At 58.8% G+C, this 20,497-nt stretch carries 20 protein-coding genes; 6 read left to right on the top strand and 14 right to left on the bottom strand.

All coding sequences use genetic code 11. From position 1 onward, the window contains the following. Positions 1–131: 131 nt before the first annotated feature. Positions 132–1,394 (top strand): 6-phosphofructokinase, encoded by a 1,263-nt coding sequence (locus tag ACO06L_RS19065; protein ID WP_064227054.1) that lies wholly within the window; start codon positions 132–134, stop codon positions 1,392–1,394. Positions 1,395–1,482: 88 nt separating this feature from the next. Here the strand turns inward: ACO06L_RS19065 and ACO06L_RS19060 are convergent, their stop codons facing one another. Both ACO06L_RS19060 and ACO06L_RS19055 read right to left on the bottom strand, forming a co-directional pair. Beyond that, positions 1,483–1,737, bottom strand: a complete 255-nt coding sequence (locus ACO06L_RS19060; RefSeq protein WP_064227053.1) for a GrxA family glutaredoxin — start codon at positions 1,735–1,737, stop codon at positions 1,483–1,485. A gap of 120 nt (positions 1,738–1,857) precedes the next feature. Continuing rightward, positions 1,858–3,984 (bottom strand): methyl-accepting chemotaxis protein, encoded by a 2,127-nt coding sequence (locus tag ACO06L_RS19055; protein WP_064227052.1) that lies wholly within the window; start codon positions 3,982–3,984, stop codon positions 1,858–1,860. 60 nt (positions 3,985–4,044) lie between these two features. Between ACO06L_RS19055 and ACO06L_RS19050 the strand changes: the two genes are divergently transcribed. Next, positions 4,045–4,488, top strand: coding sequence for a YqaA family protein (locus tag ACO06L_RS19050; protein WP_064227051.1), 444 nt, complete (start codon positions 4,045–4,047; stop codon positions 4,486–4,488). On the opposite strand, the gene ACO06L_RS19045 is transcribed toward ACO06L_RS19050, so the two are convergent. After that, a complete protein-coding gene (locus ACO06L_RS19045) occupies positions 4,428–5,873 on the bottom strand; it encodes an ABC1 kinase family protein (protein WP_202347058.1) in 1,446 nt (481 codons plus the stop codon). The two genes, ACO06L_RS19050 and ACO06L_RS19045, sit on opposite strands and share 61 nt — an antisense overlap. A gap of 252 nt (positions 5,874–6,125) precedes the next feature. Between ACO06L_RS19045 and ACO06L_RS19040 the strand changes: the two genes are divergently transcribed. Further along, positions 6,126–7,217, top strand: a complete 1,092-nt coding sequence (locus tag ACO06L_RS19040) for a GGDEF domain-containing protein (RefSeq protein ID WP_202347057.1) — start codon at positions 6,126–6,128, stop codon at positions 7,215–7,217. 1 nt (position 7,218) lies between these two features. On the opposite strand, the gene lipB is transcribed toward ACO06L_RS19040, so the two are convergent. The 10 genes from lipB to ACO06L_RS18990 all read right to left on the bottom strand — a co-directional run bounded on the left by lipB (position 7,219) and on the right by ACO06L_RS18990 (position 16,251). Then, positions 7,219–7,857, bottom strand: coding sequence for a lipoyl(octanoyl) transferase LipB (lipB, locus tag ACO06L_RS19035; RefSeq protein WP_064227048.1), 639 nt, complete (start codon positions 7,855–7,857; stop codon positions 7,219–7,221). Between the two features lie 5 nt (positions 7,858–7,862). Continuing rightward, a complete protein-coding gene (locus tag ACO06L_RS19030) occupies positions 7,863–8,132 on the bottom strand; it encodes a YbeD family protein (RefSeq protein ID WP_064227047.1) in 270 nt (89 codons plus the stop codon). 30 nt (positions 8,133–8,162) lie between these two features. Continuing rightward, entirely contained in the window at positions 8,163–9,329 is a 1,167-nt protein-coding gene (locus ACO06L_RS19025) for a D-alanyl-D-alanine carboxypeptidase family protein (protein WP_064227046.1), read from the bottom strand. A gap of 57 nt (positions 9,330–9,386) precedes the next feature. Next, positions 9,387–10,232, bottom strand: coding sequence for a septal ring lytic transglycosylase RlpA family protein (locus ACO06L_RS19020; protein WP_227715892.1), 846 nt, complete (start codon positions 10,230–10,232; stop codon positions 9,387–9,389). 171 nt (positions 10,233–10,403) lie between these two features. After that, positions 10,404–11,546 (bottom strand): rod shape-determining protein RodA, encoded by a 1,143-nt coding sequence (gene rodA / locus ACO06L_RS19015; protein WP_064227044.1) that lies wholly within the window; start codon positions 11,544–11,546, stop codon positions 10,404–10,406. Beyond that, positions 11,546–13,435, bottom strand: coding sequence for a penicillin-binding protein 2 (gene mrdA / locus ACO06L_RS19010; RefSeq protein WP_064227043.1), 1,890 nt, complete (start codon positions 13,433–13,435; stop codon positions 11,546–11,548). Before mrdA ends, rodA begins: the two co-directional genes overlap by 1 nt. Positions 13,436–13,444: 9 nt before the next feature. After that, positions 13,445–13,915 carry a 23S rRNA (pseudouridine(1915)-N(3))-methyltransferase RlmH gene (gene rlmH / locus ACO06L_RS19005; RefSeq protein WP_202347055.1) on the bottom strand — a complete coding sequence of 157 codons (471 nt, stop codon included), beginning with the start codon at positions 13,913–13,915 and terminating at the stop codon, positions 13,445–13,447. A gap of 2 nt (positions 13,916–13,917) precedes the next feature. Further along, the gene (gene rsfS, locus ACO06L_RS19000) at positions 13,918–14,268 is read right to left on the bottom strand and encodes a ribosome silencing factor (protein ID WP_064227041.1); all 351 of its coding nucleotides are present in this window, start codon (positions 14,266–14,268) and stop codon (positions 13,918–13,920) included. A gap of 70 nt (positions 14,269–14,338) precedes the next feature. Beyond that, positions 14,339–14,989, bottom strand: a complete 651-nt coding sequence (nadD, locus tag ACO06L_RS18995) for a nicotinate-nucleotide adenylyltransferase (protein WP_064227076.1) — start codon at positions 14,987–14,989, stop codon at positions 14,339–14,341. Positions 14,990–14,994: 5 nt separating this feature from the next. Next, on the bottom strand, positions 14,995–16,251 hold the full coding sequence (locus ACO06L_RS18990; RefSeq protein ID WP_202347054.1) for a glutamate-5-semialdehyde dehydrogenase: 1,257 nt from the start codon (positions 16,249–16,251) through the stop codon (positions 14,995–14,997). A gap of 186 nt (positions 16,252–16,437) precedes the next feature. Between ACO06L_RS18990 and ACO06L_RS18985 the strand changes: the two genes are divergently transcribed. From ACO06L_RS18985 to ACO06L_RS18975, 3 genes are read left to right on the top strand one after another with little or no spacing between them, the layout of a single operon-like run. After that, on the top strand, positions 16,438–17,454 hold the full coding sequence (locus ACO06L_RS18985) for a GGDEF domain-containing protein (RefSeq protein ID WP_202347053.1): 1,017 nt from the start codon (positions 16,438–16,440) through the stop codon (positions 17,452–17,454). Further along, positions 17,451–18,449, top strand: a complete 999-nt coding sequence (locus ACO06L_RS18980) for a GGDEF domain-containing protein (RefSeq protein WP_202347052.1) — start codon at positions 17,451–17,453, stop codon at positions 18,447–18,449. Before ACO06L_RS18985 ends, ACO06L_RS18980 begins: the two co-directional genes overlap by 4 nt. Beyond that, positions 18,446–19,897 (top strand): bifunctional DedA family/phosphatase PAP2 family protein, encoded by a 1,452-nt coding sequence (locus ACO06L_RS18975; protein WP_202347051.1) that lies wholly within the window; start codon positions 18,446–18,448, stop codon positions 19,895–19,897. The genes ACO06L_RS18980 and ACO06L_RS18975 overlap by 4 nt, the downstream gene beginning before the upstream one ends. A gap of 3 nt (positions 19,898–19,900) precedes the next feature. Here ACO06L_RS18975 and ACO06L_RS18970 read toward each other — a convergent pair whose 3' ends face one another. Further along, entirely contained in the window at positions 19,901–20,479 is a 579-nt protein-coding gene (locus ACO06L_RS18970) for an LON peptidase substrate-binding domain-containing protein (RefSeq protein WP_064227036.1), read from the bottom strand. Positions 20,480–20,497 lie beyond the last annotated feature (18 nt).

Raw genomic sequence — 20,497 nt, 5'->3', positions numbered from 1 at the left:
ACCCGACAAGCCTCCCGTATCCGCCCCACCCCGTCAAGAGCCACGCTATCCGCAATCCTGCTCATGAAAATTGCCGGCGATTGGCGTATCATCTGCGCCATTGTCGAACCAGCAGGAGGCTCCAGCCCGAGATGGCCATCAAGAACGCATTCTACGCTCAGTCCGGCGGTGTCACCGCCGTCATCAATGCCAGTGCCTGTGGCGTCATCCAGACCGCCCGCAAGCATCCGGACAAAATCGGCAAGGTGTTTGCCGGACGCAACGGCATTATCGGGGCGCTGAAGGAGGAACTGATTGATACCAGCCTCGAGAGCGATGACGCCATCCAGGCGCTGATTCATACCCCCGGCGGCGCTTTTGGCTCCTGTCGCCACAAGCTCAAGAACATTTCCGAGAACCGTCGCGAATACGAGCGGCTGATTGAGGTGTTCCGGGCCCACGACATTGGCTACTTCTTCTATAACGGCGGCGGAGATTCCCAGGATACTGCCTACAAGGTCTCCCAGATCGCTGACAAGATGGGCTACCCCATTACCTGCATTGGCGTGCCCAAGACCGTGGATAACGACCTGCCGTTCACTGACTGCTGCCCCGGCTTCGGTTCCGTTGCCAAGTACATTGCCACATCCACCCTGGAAGCCAGCCTGGACATCAAGTCCATGTGCGAAACCTCCACCAAGGTGTTCATCCTGGAAGTCATGGGCCGCCACGCCGGCTGGATTGCCGCATCCGGCGGCCTGGCCGGACAGGGCGAGGGCGAACCACCCCACATTATCCTGTTCCCGGAAATTCCTTTTGACCGTGAAAGCTTCCTGGCGCGCGTGGATCATTGCGTGAAGGAATACGGCTACTGTGTTGTGGTGGCCTCCGAAGGCGCCCAGTACGAAGACGGTCGCTTCCTGGCGGATGCCGGTGCCAAGGACGCATTCGGCCACACCCAGCTTGGTGGTGTTGCCCCGGCCCTCGCCAATATGGTCAAGCAGGCACTGGGCCACAAGTACCACTGGGCCGTAGCGGATTACCTTCAGCGCAGCGCCCGCCACATCGCCTCCGCCACTGACGTGGAACAGGCCTATGCCGTTGGTAAGGCCGCGGTGGAAATGGCCCTGGAAGGCAAGCAGGCACTGATGCCCACTATCGTCCGGGAGCAAGGAAAGCCTTACCGCTGGAAGATTGGCGAAGCGCCCCTCAGTGAAGTGGCAAACCAGGAAAAAAAGATGCCGATTCACTTCATCACCGACGACGGCTTTGGTATCACCCAGGATTGCCGGGACTACCTGGAGCCGCTGATTGCCGGTGAGAGCTTCCCACCGTTCGATAATGGCCTGCCACGGGTCGCCAAGCTCCAGAACACCTTGACCGAGAAGAAGCTTAAAACCGATTTCCAGCTGTAGTCCTTTTCGGCCCCATCGGGAATCAAAAAAGCCTGACAGATTGACTCTGTCAGGCTTTTTTCTTTGTTCGGGGAACCATCGGCCCTGGTTAGCGGGCCAGTTCCGCCTGGTGGTCGCGCACGTAGGCATAGAACTGATCAAAACCGCCCACGTACTGGCTACCGACAAGAATCTGGGGCACGGTATAGACGGGCCGGCCAATCCTGTCGGCGATGTCCTGCTTGCTCATACCCTTCTCGATCATATCGACCCAGACATAGGGAATGTTTCTGGCCTCACACAGGTGCCTGGCCTGTACACAGAATCCACAACTTGAGCGGCCGTAAATCGTGACCTGCTCCATAAACACCTCCCTAAAATCTCTGCCGGTGAATTCCGGGATTAAAATCGCATGAAAGAATCATGACACGGCACCCGGTAATTGAAAATTGATGCTTTGAATCGCCGCCATAGTAGCGGGCCATCATGTTCTGAGGCGGCTCAGCTCACGCTCCAGAACCTGCACCTCGTTGTCCAGGGCCTGGCCGCTGCCCTTGACCCGGCCGGCAAGCTCCCGGAGATCGTTGGCGGCATCGCCGATGTGAGTGAGGTTGCGATTGATTTCCTCGCTCACCGAGCTCTGTTCTTCCGCGGCGGTAGCCACCTGGGTTACATGCTCCACAATGGTTCCGATCCGGTCGACGACGGTGGCCAGTGAATGGGCCGCTTCCTGGGTACCATCGACTGCCGAGGTGGCGCGATCAACGCCACTCTGGATCACCGAAACGGCGCCATTCACATCCTGCTTGAGGCCGTCGATCATGGTGCTGATTTCATCGGTGGATTCCCGCGTCCGCGAGGCCAGCGTACGGACCTCATCGGCAACCACGGCAAATCCGCGCCCCTGTTCGCCGGCCCTGGCGGCCTCGATGGCAGCGTTGAGGGCGAGAAGGTTGGTCTGTTCGGCGATGCCACGGATGACATCCAGAATCCGATTGATGTCCTCACTACGATTGGCCACCTGCCCGATTGCCGTACTGGCCTCGCCCATATCGTTGGCAACCGCGCTCACGCCCTTCACCGCCGATGAAAGGGTATCCTGGGTAAACCGGATGCCATCCTGGGCCATACGCGCATTATCCGCTGCTTCGCCGGCAAATCCTGCCACTTCCCCTGCAGCGGCAGACATTTCGTTCATGGCGGTCACCACGCTATCGATGTCCTGATGCTGCCGGCCGGTCTGCTCATCGGTCTCAACCGCAATACTGCCCACATCCCTGGCCTGCTCCCGAACCTTGGCGTTTACGCCCTTCAGGTCATTGATCATTTCCCTCAACCGGGCCAGGAAGGCATTGAACCCGCCGGCCAGCTCGATCAGTTCGGCATGAGTGTCGATTTCCAGCTCACGGGTCAGGTCCCCTTCGGCGCTGGCCAGGTTCTTCATACGATCCCGGATTTCATCCAGTGGCCGGGTAACCGAGCGCACCAGGAGCACCAGAGCGACGATGGCGAAAACCACCACCGCGATCCCCACCAGGGTCTGGCGTGTGGCTGTCGCGGCGACTTCGTCTGACAACAGACCGGTAATTTCCGAAACGCTGGCGAGCGCGGCATCCCGCGGCAACTCGATCAGCAGCGACCACTCGACATCCGGCAACCGGATTTTAACAGGATACGCCACGGCCAGGGTCTGCCCGTCATCAAAGGTGCCCTCACCCCGGTGCAGCCCTGCGAAAGTGTCGCCATGCTCGGGCACGGCTTCCTGAAGAGGCCGGCCAAGCTGTTCCTCATAATGACTGGAGGCCGCGATAAGCCCCTGCTCACTGATCAGCGTGACACGGGACTGGCCGCCGAACAGTTCCTGACTGACACCGGCAATGGTTCGTTGCAGTGTCGAGAGATTGATGTCGACACCCACCACGCCGGCGAATGTTCCGTCATCCAGAATCGGAACCACCAGGCTGGTCATCAACTCCGAGTAGCCTTCGCTGATTTCGTATTCGTAGGGTTCCATGATGCAGGGTGACTTGGTGTCCCGCGAACACAGGTACCACTCTGCTTCCCGGATCCCGAATTCGTTCAGGCTGTCCAGATATTTGGTAGCCGGGTCTTCCGTGCGGCTGAACTGGACCTGGCCGTCCGGATCCCGGTAGTAATAGATCTCCAGGGTGCCCTCATCGCTGCTGTGTTCTTCAACACCACCGGTGAAGTAGCGATCCTGGCCATCGTAGCCATCAGGCTCGAACTGGGCGTAGATTGAACTCAGGCTTTTCTGCTCCTCCAGAACTGCGCCAACGGTCTCCTGCAGGGCTGTCCGGCTGATACGCCCGGAGCTGTCAGCCTGAATGTTTCGGATAATGACATTGCGAACGACTTCCGGGGTTCGAAAGGCGGTCGCGAACTGGCCACTGACCAGTTCGCCATATTTGCCGGCGGTTGCGCCGAGCTGATCCATCACAATACCCTGCACCGTATCCCGGGTTTCGGCCGTCAATCTCTCTTCCATGTCTCCGAGTGACAACTGGGCCGTAACCACGATGCTGATACCCATAATCAGGAGCAGGGACACAACGAGGGCATAGAGCTTGAAGCGGAGCGATAACTGTTTCATGGTAAGGCCGGACCTGCGGAGTGTTGGAGGTTCATTTCATATTAAAGCACGGAGGGCCCGGTGGCCTACCTGACGCTATTTCTGACCGCGTTCGCTGCTGCCACGCTGCTGCCTGCCTACTCGGAAGTCCTGCTCGGCACCCTGATAACACAGGGCTACTCCTGGTGGTGGCTCTGGTTCTGGGCAACACTAGGCAACACGTTGGGCTCGGTCGTTAATGGGGTTATCGGCCGGCAGGTGGATCGCTTTAAGCATAAACGCTGGTTTCCGGTCAGCGAAATGCAGCTGCACAAGGCGCGGAACCGTTTTAACCGTTACGGCCAGTGGTCACTGTTGATGGGCTGGCTGCCCCTCGGAGGCGACGCGTTGACCCTGGTTGGCGGGATCATGCGCGTGCCATGGCTCAACTTTGTCATCCTGGTGGGTATCGGCAAGGGCGCCCGCTACGCCTTCGTGCTCTGGCTTGTGGCCGAAGCATCCGGCGCATCGTCACCTTCACCGTAGAGGTACTTCCTGAGCAGCGGTTCGCCGTTGAACTCGGAATTGAGTACCGCGACAAAGGTGTAGACCCCGATCAGTTTGCGGTTCAGGAAAACAAACTCCTTCGGAGGAACCCGGAAATAGCGGCTAATGGCAGACCGGGCCGCCTGGCGCGCTACCCGCGACGGCAATTCACTCTGCTTCCAGCGGTACTCTCCGTGACTGTTGACCGCATAATCCGGCCAGGATTCCTTGTTGCTGGACAGGGGCTCGAGCACCGACATGCATACCTGGCCGAACTTCTGCAGAACCTCATCCGGCCAGTCGGTACTCATGAACCGCAGCTTTACGCCGCCGTCGATCACAGCCTGGAGATCGTCCTCGTAGGACGCCCTGATCATCTGGATAACCGGCTGGAGAAATTCATCCGAGTAAGCCTGCACCGCTCCGAAATCAAGCAGAACAATGCGGTCGTACCCCGGATCGTCGCCCTCTTCGCCGGCGATACGGATTCGATAGTTGCCGAAGTTCGGATCCGTCTGTATTTCCCCCCAGACAAACAGCTCCCGGAAAAACAGCTCGAGAGCGGCCTTGCCAAGTGCGCTTCGACGCTTCAATGGAAGGTCCCTGACCGCCTGGGAGCTGACGGAATGGCCGTGTTCGTAGGTCGAGCAAATAACGTGTGCGGTTGAAAACTCGGGCAGGACCCTGGGCACAATGAACCTCGGATCCGACGCCAGCATATTGCGGAATTTCTCGGTGGTTTTCGCCTCCAGGCGATAATCCACTTCCCGATGCATCATCTGCCGGACTTCTTCCAGCCAGTCATTGAACTCCGGGCCGAAACTGACCAGCCTCGCTACCCGTAACAGCTGGGCAACTGCATTCAGATCGCTGTCTACCGCATCGGCAACGCCGGGGTATTGTACCTTCAGCACCAGTTCCAGGCCGTCGCTTTTGCGCCAGGCCCGGTGCACCTGCCCAAGCGATGCCGCGCCAATGGGTTCGGGCTCCACATCCAGTTGAGCCAGGCGGTCTGCCCCCAGCTCATCTTTCAGTACACGCTCAATGGCCGGCCATTCCAGTGAGGTGGTCTGGTCTTCCAGGGTATGCAACGCTTCGGTGACTTCTTCGGGCAGGAAATGCTCGCCATACAGGGCCATAACCTGGCCGATCTTGACCACGCTGCCCTTCAGCTGACCCAGCTCATCCACCAGGAACCGAGCCTGGCTCGACAGCATGGCCCGGTGCCGCTTCTCCCGGTTTTCCCGACTGCTGAACCAGTTGGTTGCCATATGTGAAGCCATACGGGTACCAGCAAACAAGCCGGCTCGGGTCAAGCTCAACCTGCGCTCAAAACTGCCAGTCTTGATGCGGGAAACCGAATTTCCTGAACGTCTGGAAGACATAGTGACCTGTTCGGATCAGAGAATTTCACCACGTTTGGCGGTTAGTACCATTATACGGATAGTCAGGGTAGCTGACCTAACCGAGTCGACCAGCTTTCCGCGGCCACGGGGCCAATGTGTCGGCGGCGTCGCCGGTTTACACCTGACCAACCGGATCGTTTACGTTTCGACACAGTTTCTGGCAGGAAACCGGTCTAGTATTTCTACATACGTAAGGTCCAACAACGACTATCACAAGAACAAGATCCGAACATGCCGCAGTCCGCAAGAAAAACGCCGGATACGGAGCTGTCCCAGTTCCGGGTCAAAGGCGAAATTCCTGTCCCGATCCTGATCAACTGGCTGACGGCCGTTGCCGTTCCCCTGCTGTTCTTCTTTGCCTGGCGCTCAAGCCTGCAGAACGATCCGATTACGCCGCCACTGCTGATCGGCTTTGCCGTGCTGCTGACGGTCAACTCTGTAACCTATTTGCTTTTCGGCAACAAAACATTGCAACGCCGGGGGTTCATTACCCTGATCACGGTGCTGTTCACCTATCTGGCGATCCACGCCGTTGAAGACGGCTCCGCCATTATTTGGCTGTTTGCCTATCCCCCCATCATTTTCTATATCAGTGAATCCCGGATTGGCGTGCTCGCCTGCAGTGGCGGATTCGCTGCGGTCATTTTCCTGTTTAGCCCGTTGGGCGACCTGCTGTTTGAACCACCTCACAGCACCAGTTTCCGAATCACCATGGTGGCAGTGCTGGGCTTTGAAATGGTCACCTGCTATATCCTTGACCAGAGCCGACGACGCAGCAAGCTGGGCCTGCTGAAGCTGGCTGCGGAATTCGAGTATGCGGCCAAGCATGACGCCCTGACTGGCCTTGCCAACCGCCGGGAAGCCCTCGAGCAGCTCGACATCGAGTACCAGCGCTACCTTCGCAACGCCCGCCCCTTCTCTGTGCTGCTGATGGATATCGACCTGTTCAAGAGCGTCAACGATAACTACGGACATCATGTTGGGGACGAGCTCATCATGCTGGTTGCCAAAACCCTGAGGGAACAATGCCGAAAGGTTGACACCCTGGCCCGATGGGGCGGTGAGGAATATCTGGTGCTGCTGCCGGAAACCACTACCGAAGAGGCCATGTCTTCTGCAAACCGGATCCGGGAAGCCTTTGCCGCCAAATCCGTCAACACGGAACAGGGCCAGGTTCAGGCCACAATCAGTGTTGGCGTGGCATCAATCCGGGGATCCGAATCCATCGACCGCCTGCTGCAGCGGGCAGATGAAGCCCTGTATCGGGCCAAATCCGAGGGGCGAAACCGGGTATGCGGTTACGAGAACGAAGCCGCCGCCTGAACTACCACCCCTCGCGAAACTCGACATTCTGGTGCGCCAGGCCGCTGACAAGTTGCTCTGACAATCGTTGCTGCACGTCGGCCAGGGTTACACCCGGAACAAAGTCCCGCACCTGACACATGGCCATGCCGGCATAGCCGCAGGGGTTGATCCGCTGGAAGGGCTCCATGTCCATATCGACATTCAGTGCCAGCCCGTGAAAGGAACAGCCCCGGCGAACCCGGAGGCCGAGGGAGGCTATCTTGGCATCACCCACGTACACGCCGGGCGCATCCGGCCTGGGTGCAGCCTCAACGCCCAGACCAGCGAGGGTCCGAACGATCGACTGTTCAATCTCATCCACCAGGGAGCGGACACCCATTTTTTTGCGGGCCAGGTTGATCATCAGGTAAACCACCAACTGACCGGGGCCGTGATACGTCACCTGCCCGCCCCGATCAACCGGAATCACCGGAATATCGCCCGGGGCAAGGATGTGTTCTGCTTTACCCGCCTGGCCCTGGGTGTAAACCCGGGGATGCTCAAGGCACCAGAGTTCGTCCGCCACACTGTCATCGCGGTCGGCGGTGAACGATTTCATGGCCTCCCAGGTTTCCAGGTAGGGCTGCTCCCCCAGGGATCGAACAATCAGGTCAGGCATCGGACTCAGAGCACCATATGCACACGGCCACTGGCCTTGAGGTCTTCGAACAGAGCTTTGAGCTGCGCTTCCCCGGTAGCCACAATCTTGAGCTGGACGGAGGAGAACCTGCCTTTGCTGCTGTCGTTAACCGTGATGTCAGTTTCGCAGATCCCGGGTGCGTGCTGTTCCACAACCTCAACCACGAACTCGGTGAAATCCGGCGCGGCATTGCCGATCACCTTGATCACGTAATCGCAAGGAAACTCAATTTTTGGTGCTTTCGGCTGACTCATGCCGTTTTACTCCCCGGGATCAACATCACCCTACTGAAATAACTGAACGAAAAAGAGCTTGATGGCATCCCAGATTCGTTTGAAAAATCCGCCCTCGGGGACCTCGGTCAGGGCCAGCACCGGCTGATCAACCAGTACCTCACCGTTGTAGGACACCTTGACCCGTCCCAGCTCATCCCCGACCTTGATGGGTGCTTTGATGACAGAATCAAGGTCTACCGTGGACTCCAGATCGTTTCGGGAACCCCGGGGAATGGTGACATAAACGTCTTCGGTCATGCCGACTGACAGCTGGTCAGCCTGGCCACCCCAGACACGGGCTTCAATCAACTCCTGGCCGGACTGGAACAGGCGTTCGCTCTCGTAGTAGCGGAAGCCGTAATTCAGCATCTTCTGGATTTCCTGAGCCCGCGCTTCTGAGCTGCTGGTACCCATGACGACGGCTATAAAGCGGGTGTCGTTGCGCTTGGCCGAAGCAACCAGACAGTAGCCGGCTTCCTCTGTGTGACCGGTCTTCAGACCATCGACGCTGTCATCACGCCAGAGCAGGCTGTTCCGGTTCGGTTGGCGGATATTGTTATAGGTGAAGTGCTTTTCAGCGTACAGCGGATAGTTTTCCGGATAATCATTGATGATTGCCTGCGCCAGCATGGCCAGGTCATAGGCCGTTGAAAAATGATCCGGCGAAGGCAGACCGGTAGCGTTTTCGAAGTTGGTGTCTTTCATGCCCAGCAACTGGGCCTGCTGGTTCATGATATCAACGAAGGCGTCTTCGCTACCGGCAACAAATTCCGCAAGGGCGACTGAGGCATCGTTGCCCGACTGAATGATCACCCCCCTGAGCAGATCCTCAACCGACACCTGAGTGCCTTCCCGGACGAAGGTTCGGGACCCCTCGGTTTTCCAGGCATTCACGCTGATCGGCACCATGTCGGACATGGCAATCCGGCCCTCATCAAGCTCCCGCTCGACGATATACGCGGTCATCATTTTGGTCAGACTGGCTGGAGGCAAACGCTCGTGGCTGTTCTCCTCCATGATGATCCGTCCGCTCTTGGGATCCATCAAAACATAAGAGCTGCCAGCAATCTGCGGCGGCGACGGAATCAGTACCGACTGGGACATCGCCTTGCCTGTCAGAGCAAGCATCAGCACAAAGACAATAGATAGGGTTCGAAAAGCAGAGTTTAAGGCCATGGGTCCATTCATTCGTCGTTAAGTGTGTTTCTTATATAGCTGTTTTGTTAGCCGCGCTCAGTGCGTATCGGTCAGCAGGATGGACTGATCGAAACCACGGGCTTCCAACAGGCTCTGGGTGCGCCTTGCGCTGTCTTCATCGCTGAACGGGCCCACCTGAACCCGATGAAATCGCCCTGAAGACGTATCAACAGCCCGCACCCGCATTGGATTTTCCAGCACCGCTCTTACCTGGCTGAGCAACTTTTCGGCCGGATCCCGGCTGCTGAAGGAGCCCAGCTGTACAAACAATGACCGGTTGGTCGCCGCCATGTCACCGCTAGCCTTCACCCGACCTTCGGCGTATCCAGGTGAGTCTCCGTGAGAAAAGGGCTCACCGGCAACGAACATGGCTCCGTCCGGTCTGACCGTAATGGCGGCGACTTCCACCCGTGCCGTGCCCCGGGCCTGGTAACCCAGCTTTTTGGCCGCGGCGTAGGACAGGTCGATGATTCTGTCGCTGTGGAAAGGACCACGGTCGTTGACCCGGACGATCACCGAGCGGCCATTATCAAGATTCGTTACCCGGGCATAGCCAGGGATCCGCAGGGATTTGTGCGCGGCGGACATGGCATACATGTCAAAGGTTTCGCCGTTGGAGGTCTTGTGACCATGGAACTTTTCGCCGTACCAGCTCGCCGTACCCCGGGCAACATAGCCGTCGTTGCTGTCGAGCACATGGTACTGCTTGCCCCAGACCTTGTAGGGCGATTTATTGCCTGCCCTGCGAGGAGCCTCGTAAACCGGCACCGCATCGTCAAGCCCGGAGACATCAAAGTTGCCCGAGGGTGCCCTGTCGGTAGCCAGAGTGTAGCGTGACGAATGGTCCGTTTCCGGGGCTGATGCACAGCCGCCGAGTATCATCGACGCCACTACCGTCAGCAGGAGAGAGAATGAGGGCTTGCAGTTCACTGTCCGGAGTTCCTCTTGACTACATTGGCCACCGCCATCAGGTATCCGGCGGCCTGCCGTTCATTGTAACGGGTTCTGCCCCGGAATCACCATTACCCGACCGCCATGGTTCGATTGACCCGGTCAGGCGCCAATCATCCGTCGGTGCGTGTGGATCGACATCAGAACGCCGAACGCAGCCATCAGGGTCACCCCCGAGGTTCCACCATAGCTGATCAGAGGCAATGGCACACCAACCACGGGCAAAAGTCCACTTACCATCCCGACATTCACGAAGATGTAGATAAAGAACGTCATGGTGAGTGCGCCGGCCAGCAGCCGACTGAACGAATCCTGGGCCGTGGCGGCAATGTAAAGACATCGCAGGATAATAAGGAAATACACCGTCATCAGAATCAGCATACCGACAAAACCGAATTCCTCCGCCAGCACCGCAACGATGAAATCGGTATGGCTCTCCGGAAGAAACTCAAGGTGTGACTGGGTCCCCTGCAGCCAGCCTTTGCCATCCACTCCACCAGAACCAATGGCTGTCTTGGACTGGATGATGTTCCAGCCGGCCCCCAGAGGATCACTTTGTGGGTCCAGGAGTGTCAGTACCCGCTGTTTCTGGTACTCCCTCATGACGAAAAACCACATCAGCGGAGCCGACACGGACACCATGGCCACGAAGGCGGTGATCAATTTCCAGCTGATGCCGGCGAAAAACACCACGAAGATGCCGGCCATGCCCACCAGCAAGGAGGTTCCAAGGTCTGGCTGCTGCATGATCATGATCATCGGCACCAGAACAATGGCCAACCCGACGGCCACATGGCGGAACCTGGGCGGCAGGAAGTGCCTGGACAGGTACCAGGCCGCCATCATGGGCACTACCAGCTTCATCAGCTCCGAGGGCTGAAACCGGGGCAGACCCGGTATCGCCAGCCAACGCTGGGCGCCCTTGGCACCGACGCCCACCAGCATGACTGCAATCAATGCAACAATGCCGGCCGCGTAAAGCCACGGTGCCCACCGGCGAAACACCGAGGGGTCCAGCTGGGCGAATACCAGCATCACCACAAAAGCCACTCCCAGACGTATGCCCTGGGCCTTGACGACCTCGAAGTTCCGGTCGGCACCGCTGTAAAGCACAAACAACCCGCCGGAAACCAGCAGGAGCAGCAGCAGTAAAAGGATCGGGTCCAGATGCAGCGCGGTCCAGATGCTCCGCTGCCTGCCAAGCGGGTTGCTCGCCGTTGAATCCAGTAACGCCTTGAACGCCATCAGTCGGCCACCTCGTCTACGTCGCTGACCAGTGTGCCATCGGCCTGTCCATAGTCGAGCAACCAGGAGTCAAACAGGGCTCGGGCCACCGGCGCGGCCGTACCGCTGCCGCTACCACCGTTTTCGACGATCACGGCAACCGCGATCTCCGGATTATCCGCCGGCGCAAAACCAACAAAAAGCGCGTGGTCCCGGAGCCTCTCGCGGATTTCCTCTTCATCGTATTCTTCATCCTCGGCAAGGCTGAATACCTGCGCGGTACCGGTCTTGCCCGCCATCTTGTAGGGCGCACCGCGGCCTACAGAGCGCGCCGTTCCTTTTGGCCCGTGCATGACCTCTACCATTGTATCGACGACGTATTCCCAGTCGTCAGGGTTCTTGAGATTAAGCGGCTCGTGGGTCTCCGCAGGCAGGAATTCCTCGACCGGCCGATCCCCCTTAATGTCCTTCAGAAGCCTCGGCTCTACCCAACGGCCACGGTTGGCAATCAAGGCGGTTGCAGTGGCCAGCTGCAACGGCGTAGCAAGCATGAACCCCTGCCCGATGCCCATATTGACGGAATCCCCCGGGTACCACGGCTCATTCCGAACGGCACGCTTCCAGTCCCTGGAAGGTAGCAAACCGCTTAGAGCACCTGAGACATCAAGGGTGGCGTCTTCCCCGAAGCCGAAATGAGCCAGATAGCTGTGCATGGTGTCCACGCCCATCTCCACCGCCACCTCGTAGAAATAGACATCGCAGGATTCCGCCACAGCGTCCTTCAGATCAACCCAGCCATGTCCGGTTCGCTTCCAGTCGCGCCACAACCGGCCGCCTTCGTTAAGGCGAAAGTGTCCTGGATCCCAGATGGTGTAATCCCGGGTGGTGGCCCCGCTATCAAGCGCCGCTACTGCAAGCATCGGTTTCACAGTCGAACCCGGAGGGTACTGCCCCCGCAAGGCCCGATTGAACAGTGGCTTGTCCTTGCTTTCACTCAGTTCCCGGTAGTCATTGACGCTGATACCGGTAACGAATTTGTTGGCGTCAAAACCCGGAACGCTTGCCAGCGCAAGAATGCCACCGGTATCCGGTTCGATAGCAATGATGGCGCCGCGGCGACCATCCAGAAGCTCGTGGGCCCGCTGCTGCAGCCTGAGATCCAGATGCAGCTGCAGATCTTCTCCGGGCACCGGGTTTTCTCGTTCCAGGACGCGCAGCGTCCGGCCCCGGGCGTTGGTTTCAACGTGCTGGTAGCCGACCTCACCGTGGAGGATCTCCTCGTAGAAGCGTTCGATGCCCGATTTTCCGATGTAGTTGGTCCCGGCATAGTTGACCGGATCGATCCGCTGCAACTCGTCACGATTGATACGACCAACAAAGCCCAGAGCATGGGCCGTCAGTTCACTGTGCGGGTAGAAACGAACCAGCTCGGCCTTGACCTCCACACCCGGCAGCTCATGGCGATGCACAGCAAGCCGGGCCATCTCCTGTTCATTGAGGTCGTAGCGGAGGGGAATTTCCTGGAATGGACGGCGGGGTTCCTGAAGACGACGCTGGAAACGTTCACGGTCTTCGTCAGAAATCTCCAGGATATTGCCAAGCTGAGCCAGGGTATCGTCCATGCCCTGCACCCGCTCGGGCACAAGCGTCACACTGAAAACGGGCCGGTTCTCCGCCAGCAGAGTGTCATTGCGGTCGTAAACCAGCCCTCGGGGGGGCGGTACCGACTGGACCTGAACGCGGTTCTTGTCCGAGAGGGTGGTATAAACCTCATGTTCCACGACCTGAAGCTGGTACATCCGCGCAATCAGGCCACCAATCGCCAGCATCACAAACACCAGCATCACCAGGGTACGGCGCTGGAAGAGCCGGCGTTCCGCTGCCGTATCCTTGAACTCACCCCATGGCATGATGACCCCCTAGGCCCGGTGGTACGGGTGATTGCGGGTGATCGACCAGGCCCGGTACAGCTGTTCAGCGAGAACGATACGCACCAGGGGGTGCGGCAAAGTGAGCGGCGACAGCGACCATTGCTGGTCGGCCCGCTTCCGGCAATCGTCGGCCAGGCCATCGGGGCCGCCCACCAGAAAGCTCACATCGCGGCCATCCTGTTGCCAGTTCTCCAGTTGAGCCGCGAGCTTTTCGGTCGACCACGGGCGACCGCCAACCTCCAGCGCAATCACGCGGTCTTTCGGACCGGTGGCCGCAAGGATAGCGTCACTTTCTCGCTGCATCAGTCTGGGAATGTCGGGATTCTTGCCCCGGTGGGCGACAGGAATTTCAACCAGTTCCACGGGTAGCTCCGGCGGCATGCGGCGGGCGTAATCTCCGAATCCGGTACTGACCCAGTCGGGCATTTTCTGCCCCACACAGATCAGGCGTAACCGCATGATTATTCGCTGCCCGCAACACCAAGATCCGGAGCATCGCGCCAGAAGCGCTCCAGATCGTAAAACTCCCGTGTGGCAGGCATCATCACGTGAACAACCACATCGCCCAGGTCCACAAGGATCCAGTCGCTGACGCCAGCACCCTCAACGTTGCTCGCGCGCACGCCCTGCTCCTTGGCTTCGATTACAACGGAGTCGGCGAGGGATTTCACATGTCGATTGGACGTTCCGGATGCCAGAACCATGAAGTCGGTGACACTGGTGCGGTCACGGACATCAATCACGCTGATGTCCTGTGCTTTCACATCTTCAAGCGCATTAATTACCAGATCTTTCAGTTGCTCTGCCTGCATAATCACCCTGTTGGACGGGCGTTTGCCGATATGGCCGCCCGAAATGTCATATTCAGACGCGATTGTAGCACTAAAAGTTCCCGTCGGGGCATGCACCATAGAGCCCCTGACGACGAATTTCTGCCCAGACCTGGTCGGGCATCAGGTAGCGGGGTGAGCGGCCATCACCAATACGCTTCCTGATTCCGGTGGCGGAAATGTCCAGAAGCGGCGGATCGAGCTCCAGAAAATGGCCGCAGGAACGGCCGTGCAAGGCCTCGGGGCCTCCCACACCTCGCTCCGCCAGCAGCCGGGCCGGTTCGCCTGTAGGGTCCAGAGCCGGGCCTGGTCGACGGACCACCACCACATGGGCCAGCTCCGGAATCTGCTGCCACTCCCGCCAGCGGTCGAACCCGGCAAAGGCGTCGGTGCCAACCACCATCGCCAGGGGCTCATCCGGCCCAAGCTCCGCGCGAAGTTGACGCAGGGTGTCGGCCGTGTAGGAGGCGCCTTCCCGTGCCAGTTCCCGGTCGTCAATCCGTAACTGGGGCTCGTTGGCCACCGCCAGCCTCAGCAGCTCCAGGCGCTGACCTGAGGAAGCCCCGGTCCGCCCCCGATGCGGCGGAATATGACAGGGCACCAGACTGACGTACTCCACCCCGAGACGGTCACTGATTTCAAGGGCCAGCCTGAGGTGGCCATGATGCACCGGATCAAAGGTTCCGCCATAGATCACATGCATGGGCATCAGGTCCGGATGTGCCCGTCACCGAAGACCACGTATTTCTGGGACGTGAGACCCTCAAGCCCCACAGGCCCACGGGCGTGAATCTTGTCGGTGGAGATCCCGATTTCGGCCCCCAGACCATACTCGAACCCGTCGGCAAAGCGCGTTGAAGCGTTGACCATGACGGAACTGGAGTCCACTTCGGTAATGAACCGACGTGCCCGGGTATAGTTCTCGGTGATGATGCTGTCGGTATGCTGGGAACTGTAGCGGTTGATATGATCAATGGCGCCATCCAGTCCGTTAACCACACGCACTGCCAGCACTGGAGCCAGGTATTCAGCCTCCCAGTCCGCCTCGGTGGCTTCGCTCACACCCTCGACAATAGCCCGGGTCTGCTCGCAGCCACGCAATTCCACGCCTTTCTCAACAAAAGCCTGAGCCAACATCGGAAGAATATCCTCGGCGATCTCGGCGTCGACCAGCAGGGTTTCCATGGTGTTACAGGTGCCATACCGGTGGGTTTTGGCATTGATCGCCACGTTGAGTGCCTTTTCCGGGTCGGCATGGCTGTCGATGTAGACATGGCAGACACCATCAAGATGTTTGATGACCGGCACCCGGGCATCGCGGCTGATGCGTTCGATCAAGCCTTTGCCACCTCTGGGCACAATGACATCAACATACTCTGGCATGGTGATCAGCTCACCCACGGCCGCACGATCGGTTGTTTTGATCACCTGCACCGCATTCTCGGGCAGCCCTGCTTTTGCAAGTCCCTCGGAAAGACAGCGAGCAATGGCCTGATTGGAATGGATCGACTCCGAGCCGCCCCGGAGAATAGTCGCATTGCCCGATTTGAGGCACAGACTGGCGGCCTCTACGGTCACGTTAGGACGGGACTCGTAGATGATACCGATGACTCCCAGCGGCACACGCATCTTGCCCACCTGAATGCCAGAGGGGCGGTAGGCCATGTCGGTAATGGCACCGATAGGGTCCGGCAACGACGCCACCTGGCGAAGGCCTTCAATCATGGTATCGATTCGCTGGGGAGTAAGCTCCAGCCGGTCCAGCATCGCCGCATCGAGGCCATTTTCACGGCCCCGCTGCAAATCCTTGCCATTGGCCAGAGCCAGCTCTTCCCGGGCTGCATCAAGAGCATCTGCCGTAGCGAGTAGCGCCTGATTACGCACGGCGGTGGTCGAACGCGCCACTCCCGTTGCCGCTGCTCGGGCCTGCTGTCCAACCTCAGCCATGTACGCTGCAATATCCATTCAAATACCTTTCTGTTTTCAAGCGGAATCAGGAATAAGTGCCTAACTTTACCTTTCCCGTTTCAAGTACGCATCCCAAACAGATATTATACCGCTGCTATATGCCATACTCGGAAACTGAAGGAGCTTTTGAACAACTCCCCGGGGACGGTTTTATTCAGGGAGTTCGGGAAAAGGAAGGACACAATGGCCCAGATGGCCGAAAAATTCCTGTTAGGCAAGTTGTCGCGGGCAGGCTTCGTGGCACTGATCGCCATTGCCACCCTCTGTGCCGTAATGGGAGAACCAATGGTTGCGGCGGCTGCGGCTGCAGCCTCAGGCATTGTGATTGCCGGCAAGACCTTTCATCCCAGCCGGGTGAATCAGCCCTGGCCTCGGGTCCAGCAGGCTTTTTTCGTGATTCTTCTGCTGATTCTGTTGGCCAGCTTCTGGACTGGCCCCTGGGTCCTGAGCCACTGGCTCTACGCCCTTCCCCTCGTCGCTTTCGCACTGGTCCCGCCTGCGGCAGCAGCACTGATCACCCTGCTCATTACAGTTCTGGCGATGATCGCAACACAGTGGGCTGTCGGCCTTGCTGACCGCCACCAGATGATCAGCGCTTTTCTGCTCACCATGCTGCTCTCGGCTCTGCTGGTATTCCTGCGTGACTACAAGGCCCGGCAACTGGCCCCATTGCGCCGGACCGATGAACTGACCCAGGCCGCCAGCCGGGAGTATCTTTCTGCCGACCTGCACAAGGAAATCCAGCGCAGCGAACGGGAAGGCACAGACATGTCCATTATCATGATCGGACTGGACACCCACCTGAGCGACAATGATCCGGATGAGGACATACGTTCAATACTCCCGCGCATTGGTCGTTACCTGCATTCCCAGATCCGTGATTTCGACACCTATTACCGGGTCGCCGATCTGCAGTTTCTGGTGATTCTGCCAGGTATCTCCACCAGCGACGCCATCGCCCGTGCCGAGACTATCCGCAAAGGCCTGGCAACACTTCTGGAATCACACGGCATGAACCTCACTGTCAGTACCGGAATTGCCGGCCTGAATATCGGTGACGACGCCAACAGTCTTCAGCAGAGCGCGGCGAATGCCTTGCGCCGGGCGCAGCAGCAGGGAGGCAACCGAAGCCAGGCCTACAGTTCCTGGTCACAGCCGGCGCAACCAAGCCAACCGCAAGCCCAGGGGCCGGTATCATGACAGAGACCCGTCTGAGAACCTGGACCCATGCCTTTGGCTACGGCATTGCCTGCCTGTTCATCTTCACCCTGGCCATGCAGAACCTGCGCTATGGCTTCTACGAATTGTTCTACCTGGCCTCAGGGATGGCGGTTCTGACCCTGGCCGGCGCCATTTACACCATTATCTGTCGTCGGCATCAGCTGTCAGCGCCGGGGCATCTGGTCATTCTCTCCGGCCTGAACAGCGGCATGCTGGCAGCACTGCTGACCATGGATGCACCCGGTATCAGCCACTGGGCAATGCCCCTGCTTGTCCTGAACCTGCTTATCCTGCCATTGCGCCAGGGCGTCGGGCTCTCCCTTTTGCTGCTAATGCCCATGTCGATCATCCTTTTCCTTGAACAGGCACCGGCCGAGGCCATTGCCATCACGGCAGGCCTGTTCATTCTTCTGGCGGTTGCGGCACTGTATATCTGGCATTATGACCACATGGCCCAGTCAGCCGAGGATCTTGCTATTACCGACCCGGTAACCGGTGCTCATAATGCCCGTTTCCTGGATGAAACCCTGCAGAAAGAGATCAGCCGGGCCATCGCCACCGGACACTGCCTGTCCGTGATCGACCTGAGTATTGATTACGCGGATGAAGTGGCCGACCTCCACGGCAGGGATCAGGTTCAGGGCCTGTTCCGGGATATGACGGAACACCTCTTTGGCGTCATTCGTGCCGGCGACACCCTGTATACCCTGAAAGACTCCGAGTTTTTCCTGATCCTGCCGTTTACGCCGGAAGAAGGCGTGAGAGTCATCGCCGAGCGGATCCGCCGGACCATCGCCGAACACCACTGGCCCGTGGTTGGCAAGGCCACCGTCAGTCTGGGCTGCACCACCCGTGGCAGCGGCGACACCCGTACCGACACTCTCCGGAAGCGGGCCCACCAGGCCATGGAGGAAGCTCGAAGGCGCGGGACTGATTCGGTCTGGTTCAGCCCGGGAGAAACCATCGAAACATGAGCAGTGCCTGGCTGAATGACCTGTCGGCATGGTTGAGCCTGCATCCCGGCTGGCTGGCAACGGCTCTGTTTACGACCGCCTTCATCGAATCCCTCGCCATAGCCGGCATTATTGTCCCGGGTGTCGCCATCCTGTTTGCCGTCGCTGTACTGGCCGGCGAGACAGGTATGCCGTTACCAGAAGCACTGCTCTGGGCCGGTCTGGGTGCCATTGCGGGGGACACCGCCAGCTTTGGCCTTGGGCGGCGGCTGCAGGGCCGCCTGACAACGGCCTGGCCGCTGAGCCGTTATCCGAAAGTCATCAGCACCGGAGAGCGATTTTTTACCCGTCACGGCGGCAAAAGCGTGATCATCGGTCGCTTTGTCGGGCCCGTGCGACCGGTTATTCCCCTGGTGGCCGGAGCCCTGATGATGTCCTGGCGTCGCTTTCTGGCCTTCAACATCGGCTCGGCCATCGCCTGGGCACCAGTCTATATTTTCCCGGGGTTTCTGGTGGGCAGCGCCCTGGCGAGCGAAATCAGGCCTCCTGCGCACTTCTATGCGGTGATCGGCATCAGCCTCGCCGCCCTGACCGTGGTCTACTTCGTGCTGTTGCGATTTCAGCTGGGGCTTGGTGAAAGCAGCCGCTTTTACCAATGGCTTAAGCAGTGGATGGCTCAATACGAAGCGACTCACCGATTCTGGCGCCTGTACACCAATCAACGCCCTGCCCGGGAGGGTGAATTTCCGCTGGCTTCGTTCATGCTCGCGCTTGGCGCTTCCGCACTGCTGCTGATCTGGAAGCAACTGGCTACAGCAACGAGCCTGCTTGATGGCTTCGACCAGGCCGCCCTGCAATGGTTTGAGCAACTCCGACAACCTCTGCTGGATGGCCCCTTCATTGCCATTACGTTGCTTGGTGACGCCCCGGTTCTGATCGCCGCCGGTGCTCTGGCATTCGCAGCATTGCTATTCCGGGGCTATTATGCCGCTGCCATTCATATTCTGGTGGCCGTCTTTGTGACCATATTTCTGGTCTGGGGCCTCAAGTTCCTGCTCGGCGTCCCACGCCCCGACGAGGTCATGGGGCCGCCCGATTCCGGCGCCTTCCCCAGCGGTCACACGGCAGGCGTTACCTTGCTGGTCACCCTGCTGGCCAGCTTTGTTGCCGGCGAAAGCCGGCACCGCAAGCGCTGGCAATACTATGTACTGCTTTCTCTTCCACTGGTTCCCGTGGCTCTGAGTCGGCTTTACCTCGGAGTTCACTGGTTTACGGACGTGATTGGGGGATTGCTGCTTGCCCTGGCTGTAACCGGGGCGGTGCGGGCCAGCTACAGCCGCTACGACAAGGTACCTCTGCCCCCTGATATAACCATTGTGGCGGCAGCGGTTGTCTGGGCGGTCTTTGCAGGCGGATATATTGTGCTGTCATGGGGTGAGGCAGTTATGAATTTCCGGCCCGTGACTTAAAGGCTAGCCCTCCTCCAGCGCTTCCAGAAGTCCCTGAAGTCGACTGAGGCGTTCCAGTGGATCCTGCAACTCCACCAGCTTCTGCTTTTCCTGTTTGTCCAAAGGCAACAGCTCCGTGAGCCGCCAGCCAACATCCCGGGCATCGCCATAGTCGATGTCCATGTTCAGGTCCCTTATGACCGGGTGCCGGAACAGGGCCTTGAGGACCGAAGGCAATTCGCTGAAACGTTCAGGCACTTCCCTCTCTGCCTCTTCAATCAGACATTCCACGTCGCCAACATTCAACCCGTCTTCCTGCTGCCAGCTTCGCACCACCGACACCTTCGATTCGCCCTCAACGGTAATTCCCAGAAGGCCGTTATCAAGCTGCTGGAAATCAATAATCCGCACGTAGGTGCCAATGTCGTAAAAAGCTGCGGTGCGCCCGGCCTCTCCGCCTTCCTTCAACAGCACCACAACGAACCCGCGATCCTCCTTGAGACAGCGGGTGAGCATGTCGATGTAGCGCGGCTCGAACAACTGCAAGGGAATCCTCCCCCTGGGCAGGACGATGGAATTCAGGGGGAACAAAGGTACATTCATAAGAGCAACAGTCACCGG

The organism is Marinobacter sp. (assembly GCF_965229985.1).
GTDB lineage: Bacteria > Pseudomonadota > Gammaproteobacteria > Pseudomonadales > Oleiphilaceae > Marinobacter.
The sequence above is the reverse complement of the archived record's forward strand: the minus strand, read 5'-3'. Positions and strand labels throughout refer to the sequence as shown.